This is a genomic window from Pseudomonas sp. 21615526, assembly GCF_013386245.1.
Lineage (GTDB): Bacteria > Pseudomonadota > Gammaproteobacteria > Pseudomonadales > Pseudomonadaceae > Aquipseudomonas.
The window spans coordinates 76,216-93,136 of record NZ_JACAOM010000002.1 but is presented as its reverse complement, the minus strand read 5'-3'; the positions used below and the strand labels follow the sequence as shown (position 1 = coordinate 93,136).

General features: G+C 63.1%; 12 protein-coding genes. All 12 read left to right on the top strand.

The genetic code is table 11. The annotated features are described in order from the left end of the window. Positions 1–108 precede the first annotated feature (108 nt). The 12 genes from HX786_RS00500 (at position 109) to glgX (ending at position 16,920) form a co-directional block, all read left to right on the top strand. Positions 109–2,103, top strand: coding sequence for a methyl-accepting chemotaxis protein (locus HX786_RS00500; RefSeq protein WP_087692367.1), 1,995 nt, complete (start codon positions 109–111; stop codon positions 2,101–2,103). Positions 2,104–2,184: 81 nt separating this feature from the next. Beyond that, complete coding sequence (locus HX786_RS00495) at positions 2,185–2,640, top strand: SRPBCC family protein (protein ID WP_003207553.1); 456 nt, start codon at positions 2,185–2,187, stop codon at positions 2,638–2,640. Between the two features lie 154 nt (positions 2,641–2,794). After that, positions 2,795–3,241: a DUF411 domain-containing protein gene (locus HX786_RS00490; protein ID WP_003207550.1), complete on the top strand. Its 447-nt coding sequence runs from the start codon at positions 2,795–2,797 to the stop codon at positions 3,239–3,241. A gap of 3 nt (positions 3,242–3,244) precedes the next feature. After that, the gene (locus HX786_RS00485) at positions 3,245–3,676 is read left to right on the top strand and encodes a YqaA family protein (protein ID WP_178911536.1); all 432 of its coding nucleotides are present in this window, start codon (positions 3,245–3,247) and stop codon (positions 3,674–3,676) included. A gap of 55 nt (positions 3,677–3,731) precedes the next feature. Next, complete coding sequence (locus HX786_RS00480; RefSeq protein ID WP_178911535.1) at positions 3,732–4,745, top strand: alpha/beta fold hydrolase; 1,014 nt, start codon at positions 3,732–3,734, stop codon at positions 4,743–4,745. A gap of 26 nt (positions 4,746–4,771) precedes the next feature. After that, on the top strand, positions 4,772–5,725 hold the full coding sequence (locus HX786_RS00475) for a D-2-hydroxyacid dehydrogenase family protein (RefSeq protein WP_178911534.1): 954 nt from the start codon (positions 4,772–4,774) through the stop codon (positions 5,723–5,725). Between the two features lie 460 nt (positions 5,726–6,185). Then, positions 6,186–7,745 (top strand): glycogen synthase GlgA, encoded by a 1,560-nt coding sequence (glgA, locus tag HX786_RS00470; protein WP_177020003.1) that lies wholly within the window; start codon positions 6,186–6,188, stop codon positions 7,743–7,745. 16 nt (positions 7,746–7,761) lie between these two features. Next, a complete protein-coding gene (gene treZ, locus HX786_RS00465) occupies positions 7,762–9,513 on the top strand; it encodes a malto-oligosyltrehalose trehalohydrolase (protein WP_178911533.1) in 1,752 nt (583 codons plus the stop codon). Further along, positions 9,510–11,594 carry a 4-alpha-glucanotransferase gene (gene malQ / locus HX786_RS00460; RefSeq protein ID WP_178911532.1) on the top strand — a complete coding sequence of 695 codons (2,085 nt, stop codon included), beginning with the start codon at positions 9,510–9,512 and terminating at the stop codon, positions 11,592–11,594. Before treZ ends, malQ begins: the two co-directional genes overlap by 4 nt. After that, a complete protein-coding gene (locus HX786_RS00455; RefSeq protein ID WP_178911531.1) occupies positions 11,591–14,347 on the top strand; it encodes a malto-oligosyltrehalose synthase in 2,757 nt (918 codons plus the stop codon). Before malQ ends, HX786_RS00455 begins: the two co-directional genes overlap by 4 nt. Before the next feature lie 23 nt (positions 14,348–14,370). Beyond that, on the top strand, positions 14,371–14,637 hold the full coding sequence (locus tag HX786_RS00450) for a DUF2934 domain-containing protein (protein WP_003207537.1): 267 nt from the start codon (positions 14,371–14,373) through the stop codon (positions 14,635–14,637). 123 nt (positions 14,638–14,760) lie between these two features. Further along, positions 14,761–16,920 carry a glycogen debranching protein GlgX gene (gene glgX, locus HX786_RS00445; protein ID WP_003207536.1) on the top strand — a complete coding sequence of 720 codons (2,160 nt, stop codon included), beginning with the start codon at positions 14,761–14,763 and terminating at the stop codon, positions 16,918–16,920. Position 16,921: the final 1 nt, after the last annotated feature.

Sequence of the window (16,921 nt, the reverse complement as noted above, 5' to 3'; positions counted from 1 at the left end):
GGTTTTTCTTGCACGATAGTGCCTCAAGCTCGCCCGTCCCAAGCCGATAGCCCTTCGAAGCTCTAACAAAGCCGCGTCGCACAATAAACGCTTCGTAAGGACGACCCCATGCCCTCATTGCGCTCTATCCAAGCCCGCTACACCCTGTTCCTGGTGCTGTTCGTCCTGTTGTTATTCGTCTTGACGGTGGTGGGCATCGGACAGTTGGTGGCCCCCAAGCTGCGCCACACCGAAGAACAGGTGGCCCTCAATCGCATTGCCGAAGTGGCCGAGCAGATCCAGGGCGAACTGAACAAGGTTCAGGCCCAGCAACGCAGCATCACCCAAACCATCCCGCTGCTGGACAGCGACGCCATCGACAAGGTGCTGCCAGGCCTGGTGGACCAGTACGGCGAATTGAAAGTGTTCGGCGGCGGCATCTGGCCCTTGCCCAACCAGCGCACGCCGGGGCGCAACAAGCACAGCACCTTCTGGCACCGCGATGCCTCGGGCAAGCTGGCGGTGAACACCTTCTGGAACAGCGACGCGGCCCCCAACTACTACGACCAGAGCTGGTACAAGGGCGGCCTCGCTTCGCCCCGCGGCCAGTGCGCCTGGGCGGCGGCCTACAAGGATGACGCCAGCCAGGAGCCACGCACCAACTGCGCGATGGCGATCCAGCGTGACGGCGCAGCCTATGGCGTCGCCACCATCGACGTGACCCTGGGCTTCTTTAACGACCTGGTGGCCAGCAAGGAAAAAGACCTCGGCGGGCAAATGCTGATCGTCGAAGGCGACGGCAAGATCATCAGCAACAGCACGCGCATCAGCGGCCCCGTGGTGTTGAAGAACATCAGCGAATTGGCCGGCACCTCGGCCTTTGCCGCCCAGGTCAGCGCCGGCCTGGCCCATCGTGATCAAACCCTGCAACGCAGCGAGTTCGACAACCAGGGCGTGGCCAGCACGTTCTTCATGCGCCCGATCGAAGGCACCCCGTGGTTCCTCGCCACTGCGCTGCCGACCTCGCTGATCACCGCCCAACGTGATGACGTACTGGGCACGTTGGCGATGCTGCAAATCCCGATGATCCTGCTGTTGGTGCTGTTGGCGGTGTACGCCATCCGCCAGCTGGTGCACCGGATGACCGCGCTGAAGACCAATATCGACGCACTGTCCAACGGCGATGCCGACCTGACCCGGCGCATCACCATCCGCGCCGAGGATGAACTGGGGGCGATTGGCCATTCGGTGAACCGCTTTATCGTCTACCTGCAAAACATGATCGGAGAAGTGACCCTGGCCACCGGCGCCATGTCGTCGAGCCTGGCGCAATTGCAGCAGACGTCGGCCCAGACCAACCAGATCCTGGTGCGCCATGCCTCGGAAACCGACCAGACCGTCACGGCCATCACCGAGATGAGTTCCACCGCCGACACCGTGGCCGAGAACGCCGCCGAAACGGCTGCGTTCACCCAGCGCGCCAATGAGCACGCCGACCGTTCGCGGGTGGTGGTCGGGGAAGCTTCCCGCAGCGTCAGCGCGTTGATCGGCGAGGTCTCCAGCGCCACCCACACCGTGGAAAACATGCGCCAGGATGCCGCCCGCATCACCGAAACCCTCGGCGTGATCGGCGCCATCGCCGGCCAGACCAACCTGCTGGCACTCAACGCGGCCATCGAAGCCGCCCGGGCCGGCGAACAAGGCCGGGGTTTTGCGGTGGTGGCCGACGAAGTCCGCGCCCTCGCCGCCCGCACCCAGGCCAGCACCTCGCAGATCAATGAGATGCTGGCGCGCCTGACCACGGGCGTGAGTTCCTCGGTGACGGCCATGGAAGCCACCCAGGCCAGCTGCCAGTCTGCGGCTGACGCCACGGCCCGGGTGAACACAGGATTGGACGAGATGGCCGGCTCCGTCAGCCATATCAACAACCTCAGCACCCAGATCGCCACCGCCGCCGAACAGCAAAGCGCAGTGACCGAGGAAATCAACCGCAGCATGGTGCACATCCGCCACATGGTCGAAGAGCTGGTGCAAAGCGGCCACGCCACCGAGCACAACACCCAGAGCCTGCTGGATGCCAATGGCCGGGTTATTGCATTGATGGGTCGCTTCAAGGTGCGTTGAAAAAATAGCCTGAAAGCTCCCGTGCAATGCGCGGGAGCCGGACTATTCTGACAGTTCGCTCCGCCACACAGGAGGTGTGTCATGCACGCAGTTGAGCACCCGATCCGTCTGGAGCGGATCAGTCAGGAACGCTATATACAAGCCTCTATCGACGATGTTTACGACTACGTTACCCAACCGGATCGCTGGCATGAATGGCATCCGACATCCCTGGGCGCCGACACCGGTATCGCCGGCTCATTGCCTGCCGGTCATCGTTTCACTGAAACCATCGACCTGCTGGGTGTGCGGGTTCCCATGAGCTATCGCGTGCAGATTGCGCAGCGACCGCGGGAGTTCAAGACCGCGTTCACCTCATTGGCGGTCGATGGCTGTATTCATTATCTGCTGCAAGTACAGGGCAACGGCACGCTGTTCAAGCGCATCCTGACCTATGAAACCGAACTGCAACTGACCACCCTGCATGAGCGCATGATCGCACTGTCCAACCAGGCCCTTGATCAGCTCAAGCAGCGCCTGGAATCCCCGCCAGCCTGACAAAACCGTCATATCCCTCTCAGTTTTCCGACAGCACCAGGCGGTTATTCTGGTGCTGTCGGTTTTTCGTAAAACCTCGTAACACTCCCGGGAAACCCTTTTCCAAAAAGCAGGGAGAATGCCCCGCTGTTGCCCTTTATCCGACGAGATGACGATGAAAACCACCCTGCGACTGGCCGCACTGTCGGCCCTGCTCATGAGCACCCTGGCCCAGGCTGCCGAGCTGATCCCGATTGACGTGCACCGTGATGCCAACTGCGGTTGCTGCAAAAAGTGGATTGCCCACCTGGAAAGCAACGGGTTCAAGGTCAACGACCATGTGGAAAGCAACATGAGCGAGGTCAAGCAGCGCCTGGGCGTGGCGCCACGCCTGGCGTCTTGCCATACCGGCGTGATCGACGGCAAGTTCGTCGAAGGCCATGTGCCAGCCGACCAGGTCTTGGCCCTGCGCAAGCGCGACGACTTGCTGGGCATTGCAGCACCGGGCATGCCCATGGGCTCGCCAGGCATGGAGATGGACGGCAGCAGCGATGCCTATCAGGTCATCGGCCTGACTCGCGATGGCAAAGACGTGGTAGTGGCTGACTATCCGGCACGCTGATTGATGCTTGCCGGTTACCTGGGACTGTTTTTCGCCGCCTTCGGCGCCGCCACGCTGTTGCCGATGCAATCGGAGGCGGTGCTGGTGGGACTGTTGATCAGCGGGCATTACAGCGTGTGGCTGCTGCTCGGGGTTGCAACGGCCGGCAACGTATTGGGCTCGGTGGTGAACTGGCTGCTGGGCCGCTCGGTCGAGCGCTTCAAGGATCGACGCTGGTTTCCGGTCAGCCCCAGGCACCTGGAAAAGACCCGTACCCACTACCAGCGCTGGGGCCATTGGTCGTTGCTGCTCAGTTGGGTGCCGATCATTGGTGACCCGCTGACCCTGGTGGCCGGGGTCATGCGCGAACCGTTCTGGCGGTTCCTGGTGCTGGTGACCCTGGCCAAAGGGGCGCGCTACGGGGTACTGGCCATGCTCACCCTGCACTGGATTTAATCTCCCGTTAATCCCCTCGCCACAGCATCCGGGCACTGTTCCCGGAGCTCTAACCATGTCCAAGATCCGCTCTCTGTGCGTCGCCAGCCTGTTGCTCGGCAGCGCCCTGCCCGCCTTCGCCGCCGAAGAAGGTCCGACCTACGGCCCCGAGCTGCAAGGCTTCCAATACCCGTACCCGGTAGAGCACTTCACCTTCCAGTCCCAGGGCAAATCCCTGCAGATGGGCTACATGGACGTGCCGGCCAAGGGCAAGGCCAACGGGCGCAGCATCGTGCTGATGCACGGCAAGAACTTCTGCGGCGCCACCTGGGATGAATCGATCAAGGCCCTGAGCGACGCCGGCTACCGGGTGATCGCTCCCGACCAGATCGGTTTCTGCACCTCCAGCAAGCCGGACAATTACCAGTACAGCTTCCAGCAACTGGCGATCAACACCCATCAACTCCTGGAAAAACTTGGTATTCAGAAGGCTACCCTGCTCGGCCATTCCACCGGCGGCATGCTTGCCACACGCTACGCCCTGCTCTATCCGCAGCAAACCGAACAACTTGCACTGGTAAACCCTATTGGCCTGGAAGACTGGAAGGCCATCGGCGTGCCCTACCGCAGCGTTGACCAATGGTACGAGCGCGAGTTGAAACTGACCGCCGAAGGCATCCGCAAATACGAGCTCGACACCTACTACGTCGGCCGCTGGAAGCCTGAATACGACCGCTGGGTCGATATGCTCGCCGGCATGAACAAAGGCCCCGGCCACACCCAGGTGGCGTGGAACTCGGCGCTGATTTACGACATGATCTTCACCCAGCCGGTGTACTACGAGTTCAAGGACCTGCAGATGCCCACCCTGCTGCTGATCGGCACCTCCGACAACACCGCCATTGGCAAGGACCTGGCGCCACCGGCGGTCAAGGCGAAGCTCGGCAACTACGCGGTGCTGGGCAAGCAAGTGACCAAGCTGATTCCCCACGCCACCCTGGTGGAATTCCCGGGCCTGGGCCATGCACCGCAAATGGAAGAGCCGGCACAGTTTCACAAGGCACTGTTGCAAGGGCTGAACGCCCTTTAATCCAACCTTTTTCGAGGCATGCGTGAATGTCGGTACAGATCGCAGTGATTGATGATTGGCAGAATGTGGCCAGTGGCGTGGTGGACTGGTCAGTCCTGGCGTCGGTCGGCCAGGTGCACTTCCTCCACGATTACCCGGCGGACACCGCCACGTTGATAGAGCGTTTGCAGGGGTTCGAGGTGATCTGCGTGATGCGCGAACGCACCACCTTCGACCGGGTTCTGTTGCAAGGCTTGCCCAGGCTCAAGTTGCTGGTGACCGGCGGCATGCGCAACGCCGCCATCGACATTCCTGCGGCCAAGGCCCTGGGTATCCAGGTAGGCGGCACTGACAGTTACAAGCACGCGGCCCCGGAACTGACCTGGGCGCTGATCATGGCGTCTACCCGCAACCTGCTGGCCGAAGCCAATTCCCTGCGCGCCGGGGGTTGGCAAGTGGGCCTGGGCGGCGATTTGTACGGCAAGACCCTGGGGATTCTCGGACTGGGCAGCATTGGCCAGAAGGTCGCCAAATTTGGCCAGGCCTTCGGCATGCGCGTGATTGCCTGGAGCGAAAACCTTACCCCAGAGCGCGCTGCCGAAAGCGGCGTGACCTGGGTCAGCAAGCGCGAGTTGTTTGAACAGGCGGACGTGTTGTCGATTCACCTGGTGCTCAGCGACCGCAGCCGCGGGCTGGTGGACGCCGAAGCGTTGGGCTGGATGAAACCTACGGCGCATTTGGTGAACACGGCACGCGGGCCGATTGTCGATGAGGCCGCCTTGATTGACGCCCTGGCCAATGGCCGGCTGGCGGGCGCAGCACTGGACGTGTACGCCCAGGAGCCGCTGCCAGCCGGGCATCCATTCCGCCAGTTGCCCAACGTATTGGCCACCCCTCATGTGGGGTACGTCAGCGAGCAGAACTACCGCCAGTTCTACCAGCAAATGATCGAAGACATCCAAGCCTGGGCCAAAGGAGTGCCCCTTCGCGCACTAAGCTAGTGCACACATTTCACCTCCCACTCCCCCCTGTAGCAGCTGTCGAGCCCCAGCGAGGCTGCGTCGGGCGCGCCCTGGTTCAGGATCGGCAGTGCGCCCGACGCAGCCTCGCTGGGGCTCGACAGCTGCTACGGGGCTCATGAAAAAAATTTGTCCTACAAAAATACCCCACAGACCCCACAGGCTCTGGGATCTGTCCTAGACTCATGACCGATGGGTCCGATCCAAAACAAAAACCCCGCAAAAAATCGAAACTTTCCAACTCTGCCACAGGTCAGGTTTAAGGTAAGGCGAGTGCTGACGGTTCCCACCGAACGCCCGTCCATCCACTCTATTTAAGACTCCAGCACAACTGGCATAAGGCTTGCCAGTCTGTGTAGCGCTTGTGCGCCTGGCCGCAGGACGCGGTCAACCTTCGCTGATTGCCATATGCCATCAGCCGACCAGAACTCGGGAGAGAACTATGATCAGTGCCGCTGTAGATACTCAGGGAGAGCGTTTTAGTCAGCCGGTTGGCGGGCCGACCTCATTGGCCGACCTTCCCAACACGGTGCGGCCGGTCCCACGTGTGAATCCCAATCGCAAAAAAGTGCTGTTTGTCACTTCCGAACTGGCCGACCTGGTGAAAACCGGCGGCCTGGGCGACGTTTCCGCCGCACTGCCCCGCGCCATGGCGCACCTGCACGATGTGCGCGTGCTGATCCCCGGCTACCCGCAGGTGCTGGACAGCGACAACCCTATTCATATCATCGGTGAGCTGGGGGGCCACGCCGCGCTGCCACCGTGCAAGATCGGGCGCATGGACCTCAAGGACGGCCTGGTTATCTACGTGCTGATCTGCCCCGAGCTTTACGAGCGCGAAGGTACGCCCTACGGCGCCAACAACGGCCGTGACTGGCCCGACAACCATATCCGCTTCGCCCGCCTGGGCCTGGCCGCCGCCGATATTGCCGCCAACCTGGCGCAGATCCACTGGTGCCCGGACCTGGTGCACGCCCATGACTGGCCAGCAGGCCTGGCGCCAGCCTATATGCACTGGCGTGGGTCACGCACTCCAACGCTGTTCACCATTCATAACCTCGCCTACCAGGGCGTGGTCAGCCTGGCCTCGTGCCCGGAGCTGGGCATTCCCGAACACGCCTTGCAGCAAGAAGGCATGGAGTTCTACGGCAAGCTGTCATTCCTCAAGGCCGGCATGGCGTATTCCAGCCATATCACCACGGTCAGCGCCACCTACGCCCAGGAAATCACCACCCCCGAATTTGGCTGCGGTCTGGATGGCTTCCTCGCCAGCAAGACCCAGCAAGGCTTGCTCAGCGGCATTCCCAACGGCATTGATGAAAGCTGGGAGTCGTCCACCGACCCGCACCTGACCCACCCTTTCAACATTGGTGACTGGGAAGGCAAGGCCCTGAACGCCGCCCATGTGCGCAACCTGTTTGGCTTGCACGACTCCACCGGCCCGCTGTTCGCCGTGGTATCGCGCCTGGTCTACCAGAAAGGCCTGGACCTGACCGAGGCGGTCGCCAGTTTCATCGTCGAAAATGGCGGCCAGATCGCGATCATCGGTCGCGGCGAGCCGGAAGAAGAACAAGCCATGCGTGCCCTGGCCCTGCGCTTTCCCGGCCAGATCGGCGTGCGCATCGGCTTCAACGAGACCGACGCGCGCCGCATGTTCGCCGGCAGCGACTTCCTGTTGATGCCATCCCGTTACGAACCCTGCGGCCTGAGCCAGATGTATGCCCAGCGCTTCGGCTCGTTGCCGGTTGCACGCAACACCGGCGGCCTGGCCGACACCATCGAGGATGGCGTCACCGGCTTCCTGTTCAACGAATCCACTGTCGAAAGCTACGAAGCGGCCCTGAGCCGCGCGTTCAAGGTCTTCGCCTTCCCAGGCTTGCTCAACGCCATGCGTTGCCGGGCTATGGCCGCACCGTTCAACTGGTGCCAGGCAGTGGAACCCTATGCCGAACTTTATGAGCAACTGGTAGCGAAAGCGCTGGGAAGATCGGGGAAACAGTAAAAAGAGGTCTTCATAGATGCCGTCACGGACTCTGGAAACCTGGCCCCACGGCGCGATCATGCTGGATGCGGAACACACCCGCTTCGCGTTATGGGCGCCAGACGCGTTTTATGTCAGCGTTGAATTTGAGGAAGGAAAATCGGTAGCGATGCTGCCCCAGGCCGATGGCTGGTTTGTGGTGCAGCTGCAATGCCCGCCGGGCACCCGCTACCGCTACAACATCGACGGCGAACAGGACGTTCCCGACCCGGCTTCCCGGGCACAGGCCACGGACGTTCACGGCTTCAGCGTGGTGGTCGACCCCCTGGCCTATCAGTGGCGCCAAAGCCACTGGCAAGGCCGGCCGTGGCACGAAGCGGTGATCTACGAGATACACGTGGGCGTACTGGGGGGCTACGCCGAGGTCGAGAAACAACTGCCGCGCCTCGCCGAACTGGGGGTCACCGCCATTGAGCTGATGCCCATCGCGCAATTCCCCGGCGAACGCAACTGGGGTTACGACGGTGTCCTGCCCTACGCTCCCCAATCCTCCTACGGTTCGCCCGAGCAGCTCAAACAGCTGATCGACAGTGCGCACCACTATGGCCTCGCGGTAATCCTCGATGTGGTCTACAACCACTTCGGCCCCGACGGCAACTACCTCGGCACCTACGCCAAGGGTTTCTTTCGCGAAGACGTGCACACGCCCTGGGGCGCGGGCATCGACTTTGATCGCCGGGAGGTCCGGGATTTCTTCATCGACAACGCCCTGATGTGGCTGCTGGAATACCGCTTCGACGGCCTGCGCCTGGACGCCGTGCACGCCATCAACGATCCCGAATTTCTGCAGGAGCTGGCGCAAAAAGTACGCCAGCAAGTCGACACGGGGCGGCATGTGTGGCTGGTGCTGGAAAACGAATTCAACCAGGCCAGCCTGCTGGAAAGCGGTTTCGACGCCCAGTGGAACGATGACGGCCACAACGCCCTGCACGTGCTGCTCACCGGCGAAACCGACGCCTACTACAGCGATTTCGCCCAGGACCCCACGGGAAAACTGGCGCGCTGCCTGAGCGAAGGATTTATCTACCAGGGCCACACCACGCGCCACGGCCACGCGCGCGGCGAGCCCAGCGGGCACCTGCCGCCCAGCGCCTTTGTGCTGTTCCTGCAGAACCACGACCAGATCGGCAACCGCGCCCTGGGCGAACGCCTGCATCAACTGTGTTCGCCCCAGGCCCTGAGCGCCGCGACGACCTTGCTGCTGATGTCGCCGATGATCCCGCTGATGTTCATGGGCGATGAAGTCAACGCCGAGGAGCCGTTCCTGTTCTTCACCGACCATCACGGCGAACTGGCCGAGGCGGTACGTGAAGGCCGGCGCAACGAGTTTGCCGACTTTGCCGCGTTCAGCGACCCCGAACGCCGCGAACGCATTCCCGACCCCAACTCCCTGCAGACCTTCCGCCGCTCGGCACCCGCCCTCGCCGACTGCGGCGACTCGCAGCTCTACCGGCACCTGTTGAGCCTGCGCCACCAACATATCGTGCCGCACCTGCCCGGCAGCATGGCCCTGGGTGCGCACGTGCTGGCGGAGGGCGCGGTCACGGCGCGCTGGCGCCTGGGCAATGGCAGCCTGTTGCAGATCGACCTCAACCTGAGCGCCGATTCTCTGAACTACCCGGCTGCCGAGCACCTCCTATTTGTGACGCAGGCCAGCGGGGCCGAACAATTGGCTCCCCTCAGCGCCCGCGTCAGCCTCACCCATTCCCCTGTTGGAGAGCACCCTTGAGCGACGCGCAATTGGAAATACTCGCCAGCCGAGCGGGCCTGGCCGTCGATTGGATCGACGCGAATGGCCGCCCGCAACATGTAAAGCCCGACGCCCTGCGCGCCGTGCTCAAAGGCCTGGGCCACCCGGCCGACAGCGACGCCGAGATCGAAGCCAGCCTGCTGGACCTCGAACGCGTGCAACAAGACAAGCACCTGCCGCCCCTGATGACCGTCGACAGCGGCGCCGGCCTGGACCTGGCGCGCTACTTCGCTCCCGGTACGCCGTGCCAGATTCACCTCGAAGATTCCAGCGTGCTGGACCTGAGCCTGGACGAGAACGCGGTGTTGCCCGGCTCGATTCCGGTCGGCTACCAACAAGTGCATATTGCCGACCAGCATTTCACCCTGGCCGTGGCGCCGACGCATTGCTACACCGTTGCAGAAGCGGTCGACACCCAGACCGCCCGCGCCTGGGGCCTGAGCGCCCAGTTGTATTCCCTGCGCCGCAGCGGCGACGGCGGCTTTGGCGATACCCAGGCCCTGGAACAACTGGCCCGCGCCGCCGCCGAACGCGGCGCCGACGCCCTGGCCATCAGCCCGATGCACGCGATGTTCAGCGCCGACACCGAGCGCTTCAGCCCCTATTCCCCGTCCAGCCGCCTGTTCCTCAACAGTTTGTACGCGTCCCCCGGCTGCATCCTCGGCGAACGTGCGGTGCAAACTGCCATCGAAGCCAGCGGGCTGGCCGACGAATTGAATGACCTTGAGCAACAAAGCCTGATCGACTGGCCGGCCGCGGCCAAAGCCAAGCAGCGCCTGTTGCGCACCCTGTATGACGACTTCCGCCAGGGCGACCACCCGCAACATGCCGACTTCCTGAGCTTCCGCCAGGCTGGCGGTGAAGCCCTGGAAAACCACTGCCGCTTCGAAGCCGTACAAGCCGAACGCGCGGCCAACGGCGAGAGCCTCGACTGGCGCCACTGGCCAGAGGACTGGCACAGCCCGCAAAGCCCGGCCCTGTTGCAGTTTGCCGAAGCCAATCGGGACGAAATCGGCTTCTACGCCTTCAGCCAATGGCTGATTGCTCGGTGCCTGGAACGCGCGCAACAAGCGGCGCGCGGCAGCGGCATGGGTGTCGGCCTGATCGCCGACCTCGCAGTGGGCGCCGACGGCGGCGGCAGCCAGGCCTGGAGCCGCCAGGATGAACTGTTGGCGGAACTGACCGTGGGTGCGCCACCTGACATCCTCAACCGTGCCGGCCAGGGCTGGGGTATTTCCGCGTTTTCCCCCGAAGGCCTCAAGCGCAACGGCTTTCGCGCGTTTATCGAAATGCTGCGGGCCAACTTCGCCCACGCCGGCGGCTTGCGCATCGACCATGTGATGGGCCTGCAACGCCTGTGGGTGATCCCGATGGACGCCTCGCCACGGGACGGCGCCTACCTGTATTACCCGGTGGATGACCTGCTGCGGCTGTTGGCCCTGGAGTCGAGCCGCCACCAGGCGATCGTCCTCGGTGAAGACCTCGGCACCGTACCCGACGGCCTGCGGGAAAAACTCATCGCGCGCTCAATCCTTGGGATGCGCGTGCTGCTGTTCGAACAAGACCACGGCGGCCAGTTCAAGCCGATCCTCGATTGGCCGGACAACGCGCTGGCCACCACCAGCACCCACGACCTGCCGACCCTCAACGGTTGGTGGCACAGCCGCGATATCGACTGGAATGTCCAGCTGGGCCTGATCGATGCACCCACCGTCGAGCAATGGAGCGAACACCGCCTGCGGGAACGCCAGGCGCTGCGCCAGGCCTTGAGCCAGGACCCGCAGAACTTCATCGACGAAGTGCGCAACGAAACCGACCACGTCATCGACGCCAGCGTGCGCTACCTGGGCCACACCCGCGCACCCTTGGTATTGTTGCCGCTGGAGGACGCCCTGGGGGTCGAGGAACAATCCAACCTGCCCGGCACCACCGACACCCACCCGAACTGGCGCCGCCGCCTGCCGGGCGATGCCGCCACCCTGCTCGATGATGACAATGCCGCCCGCCGCCTTGAGCTGCTGGCCGTGGCGCGCATCCAGGCCCAAGAGCGTGACCGATGAAAGCATTGACGCTTCGGGCTACCCAGCGCCTGCAATTTCATAAGGGCTTCACCCTCGACGACGCCGTGCCGCTGGTGCCGTACTTCGCCGAGCTGGGCATCAGCCACCTCTACGCCTCGCCATTGCTGAGCGCCCGCGCCGGTTCGATGCACGGCTATGACGTGGTCGATCCCACCACCGTCAATCCCGAGCTGGGCGGCGAACCGGCGCTGCGGCGATTGGTTGCGGCGTTGCGCGAACATGACATGGGGCTGATCCTCGATATCGTGTCCAACCACATGGCCGTCGGCGGTGCCGATAATCTGTGGTGGCTGGACTTGCTGGAATGGGGTCGCCTGAGTCCCTACAGCGAATTCTTCGACATTCAATGGCACTCGCCAGACCCGCTGCTCAAGGGCCAACTGCTGATGCCGTTCCTTGGCAGCGACTACGGCGAAGCCCTGCAGTCGGGTGCCCTGCCGCTGCGCTTCGACCCGCAGCACGGCAGCTTCTACGTCGAGCATTACGAACATCGCTTCCCGATCTGCCCGCGGGAATACGGCGAGCTGGTGCCCGTCAAGTCACTGGCCGATCGCTTCAGCAGCCTGGCCTACCAGCCGGACGCCTATCCCCAGGCCGCCGCGCTGAAACAGGAACTGATCGAGGCCGCCCGCGATCCCGAAACCCTGAAGGCCATCGAAGCGAACCTCGACCTCTACGACGCCCGCCAGCCCGAAGGTTTCGCCCGCCTGCACCACCTGCTGGAACAACAAAGCTATCGCCTGGCCAGCTGGCGCACGGCAGCGGACGATATCAACTGGCGGCGGTTCTTCGACGTCAACGAGCTGGGCGGCCTGCGGGTTGAACGCAGCGCGGTGTTCGAAGCGACCCACGGCAAGATCTTCCAGCTGATCAGCGAAGGCCTGATCGACGGCCTGCGCATCGACCACATCGACGGCCTCGCCGACCCGCGCGGTTACTGCCGCAAGCTGCGCCGCCGGGTGGACTCGCTGGCGAGTGGGCGGCACTTGCCGATCTTCGTCGAGAAGATCCTCGGCGAAGGCGAAACCTTGCGTGAAGACTGGCGCGTGGACGGCACCACCGGCTACGAATTCATGAACCAGCTGTCATTGCTGCAACATGACCCGAAGGGCTTCGAACCCCTGGCCGAGTTATGGACCCGCCACACCGAACGCCCGTGTTCATTTATCGAAGAAGCCTGGCTGGCCCGGCAGCAGATCCTCAACGGTTCCCTGGCCGGGGATTTTGAAAGTGTGGCCCAGGCCCTGCTGCAAGTGGCCCGGGACGATGTGATGAGCCGCGACCTGACCCTGGGTGCAATTCGCCGCGCGTTGCAGGAATTGATCGTGCATTTCCCGGTGTACCGCACCTACATCAGCGCCCGGGGCCGCAGCGAACTGGATGACGTGTTTTTCCTGCAAGCCCTGGCCGGTGCCCGCAGCACCTTGAGCGAAGGCGACTGGCCGGTGCTCGACTACCTGGAAAAATGGCTCGGCGGCCAACCCTGGCGCGACCGCCCCCTGGGCCGCAAACGCAAGATGCTCAAGCACGCCTGCGTACGCTTCCAGCAACTGACCTCGCCGGCGGCGGCCAAAGCCGTGGAAGACACTGCGTTCTACCGCTCGGGTGTGTTGTTGTCGCGCAATGACGTGGGTTTCAGCACCGAACAATTCAGCGCCCCGCTGGAAGACTTCCACGCGGTCAATCAGCAACGACTGCGCACCTTCCCCGACAACCTGCTGGCCACCGCCACCCACGACCACAAGCGCGGCGAAGACACCCGTGCGCGCCTGGCCGTGCTCAGCGAGGCCGCCGACTGGTATGCCGAGCAGGTGGAGCAATGGCGCCCCCTCGCCGCCCGCCTGCGCAGCGATGCCAACACGCCGTCCGCGGGTGACGAACTGATCCTCTATCAGGTGCTGCTGGGCAGTTGGCCGCTGGACCTGCACCGCGACGATACCGAGGGCCTGGCGGACTATCACCAGCGCCTGTGGCAATGGCAGCAGAAAGCCCTGCGTGAAGCCAAGCTCAACAGCAGCTGGAGCGCACCCAACGAGTTGTACGAGCAAGGTGTCGAAGCGTTCCTGTCACGGCTGCTGCTGGAGGACGCCGGCAAGACCCTGCGCGATGCCATCGGCGAGGCCGCCCAGGCCATCGCCCCGGCCGGCGCGCTCAACGGGCTGGCGCAATCCTTGCTTCGCCTCACCGTGCCGGGCGTGCCGGACCTGTACCAGGGCGATGAGTTCTGGGACTTCACATTGGTAGACCCTGACAACCGCCGCCCGGTGGACTACCCCGCACGGCAACAGGGGCTGCACACGCCGCCGGACATCGGCGAGCTGATGTTCAACTGGCATGACGGGCGTATAAAACAGGCGTTGATCAGCCTGGTCCTGGGGTTGCGCAAGGCGCATCCGCAACTGTTTCGCCAGGGCACGTACGAGCCTCTGGAAGTGGTGGGCGAACACGCCGAGCGGGTGGTCGCTTTCTACCGCGAATACCAGGGCAAACAGCTGCTGGTGGTGGTGCCACGCTGGCCTCACCGGCTGCTTGAAAACGGTGTGTATCCCCTGATCAACGCGCAGATTTGGGGCGATACTCGGGTCCGATTACCGTTCGCCGCTCCAACACAAAATTGGAAGGGACTTTTCCGAACAGGCGCAGTCACACCAAACAAGGAGCTCATGATCAGCGCTGCCCTGGGGGATTTCCCGGTCAATGTCTTTATCAATCCTGATGATCAAGAAAGCTGAAATTTTCTGTGAGGAGCATTGCGATGAGTACTGAAGACAAACGCATCCGCGAACTGGCACATCAGATCTGGGAATCTGAAGGTAAACCCCATGGCGAGGACGCACGACACTGGGAAATGGCGCGCAAACTGGCGGAAGCCGAAGCGCTGACGCCATCCAAGGCACCGAAGGCCGCCGCCAAGGCCAAGCCAAAAGCCAAGCCCGCAGCGGCAGCGCCCAAACCGGCAGCCAAGCCAAGCGCAGTGCCGGCGGCGAAGAAGCCTGCTGCGAAGAAGCCCAAGGCACCCTGACCCAAAGATCCTCCTGCAGGTGCGCCCGCACCGCAGGAGGCTATCCAACTACCGATATCTACCCGGCATCACGCCGGAATGGCCCCGTTCGGCCCGGAAAAACCCTTTTGCAGGAGCATCTCAATGAGCAAACCCAACAAGCCCAACTCGACGCCGGAAAACGAGCCGTCGCGGATTCGTGAAGGTTTGCCCTTCCCTCTCGGCGCGACCTGGGACGGTCTGGGGGTCAACTTTGCGCTGTTCTCGGCCAACGCCACCAAAGTCGAACTGTGCATCTTCGACGACAGCGGCGAAGTCGAGCTGGAGCGCATCGAACTGCCGGAATACACCGACGAAACCTTCCACGGCTACCTGCCCGACGCCCACCCCGGGCTGATCTACGGCTACCGCGTGTACGGTCCCTATGACCCGGCCAACGGTCATCGCTTCAACCACAACAAATTGCTGATCGACCCCTACGCCAAACAGCTGGTGGGCGAGCTCAAATGGTCCGAGGCCCTGTTTGGCTACACCATCGGCCATCCGGACGCCGACCTCAGTTTCGACGAACGCGACAGCGCGCCCTTCGTGCCCAAGTGCAAAGTCATCGACCCGGCCCACACCTGGGGCAACGACCAGCCAGTGCGCACGCCGTGGGATCGCACGATCATTTATGAAACCCACCTGCGCGGCATCACCATGCGCCACCCTTCGGTGCCTGAGGAAGTGCGCGGCACCTGCGCCGGGCTGATGGTCGACGATGTGCTCAAGCACATTCGCCAGTTGGGTGTGTCATCGGTCGAGTTGCTGCCGGTGCACGCCTTCGTCAACGACCAGCACCTGCTGCAAAAAGGCATGACCAACTACTGGGGCTACAACAGCATCGCCTTCTTCGCCCCGGACCCGCGCTACCTGGCCAGCGGCAAGATCGCCGAGTTCAAGGAAATGGTCGCGCACCTGCACGAAGCCAAGCTGGAAGTGATCCTGGACGTGGTCTACAACCACACCGCCGAAGGCAACGAGCAAGGCCCGACGCTGTCCATGCGCGGCATCGACAACGCCTCGTACTATCGCCTGATGCCCGATGACAAGCGCTTCTACATCAACGATTCCGGCACCGGCAACACCCTCGACCTGAGCCACCCGTGCGTGCTGCAAATGGTCACCGACTCGTTGCGCTACTGGGCGACCGAGATGCATGTCGACGGTTTCCGCTTCGACCTGGCGACCATCCTTGGCCGCTACCGCGACGGTTTCGACGAGCGCCACAGCTTCCTCGTGGCCTGCCGCCAGGACCCGGTGCTGCGCCAGGTGAAAATGATTGCCGAGCCTTGGGACTGTGGACCCGGCGGCTATCAGGTCGGCGGTTTCCCGCCGGGCTGGGTGGAATGGAACGACCGTTTCCGCGACACCGTGCGCTCGTTCTGGAAAGGTGACGACGGCCAACTGGCCGACTTCGCCGGACGCATGACCGCCTCGGGCGAGATGTTCAACCAGCGCGGCCGCCGGCCGTACAGCTCGGTGAACTTCATCACCGCCCACGACGGTTTCACCCTGCACGACCTTGTGTCCTACAACGACAAACACAACGAAGCCAACGACGAGAACAACCAGGACGGCAGCAACAACAACCTGTCGTGGAACCACGGTGTCGAAGGCCCTACCGACGACCCGGAAATCAACGCGCTGCGCCTGCGCCAGATGCGCAATTTCTTCGCCACCCTGCTGCTGGCCCAGGGCACGCCAATGCTGGTGGCCGGTGACGAGTTCGCCCGGACCCAGCACGGCAACAACAACGCCTACTGCCAGGACAGCGAGATCGGCTGGATCAATTGGGAACTGGATGAAGACGGGAAGGCCCTGCTCAAGTTCGTCAAGCGCCTGATCAAGTTGCGCCTGGCGTACCCGATCCTGCGTCGCGGGCGCTTCCTGGTGGGCGACTACAACGAAGATATCGGGGTCAAGGACGTCACCTGGCTCGCGCCGAGCGGCGATGAAATGACCATCGAGCAATGGCAGGACAGCCATGGCCGTTGCCTGGGCATGCTGATGGATGGCCGCGCCCAGGAAACCGGGATTCGCCGCCCGGGGGCCGATGCCACGTTGTTGCTGGTGGTCAATGCCCACCACGACATGGTCAATTTCCGCCTGCCACCGGTGCCGGATGGCGGCTTCTGGACCTGCATGCTCGACACCAACCAGCCGGCAGTGCGTGGCCAGGAACGCTTCGATTTCGATCACGAATACGCGGTCACCGGGCGTTCGCTGCTGCTGTTTGAATTGCAGCATGAGGACGAGGTGTGAC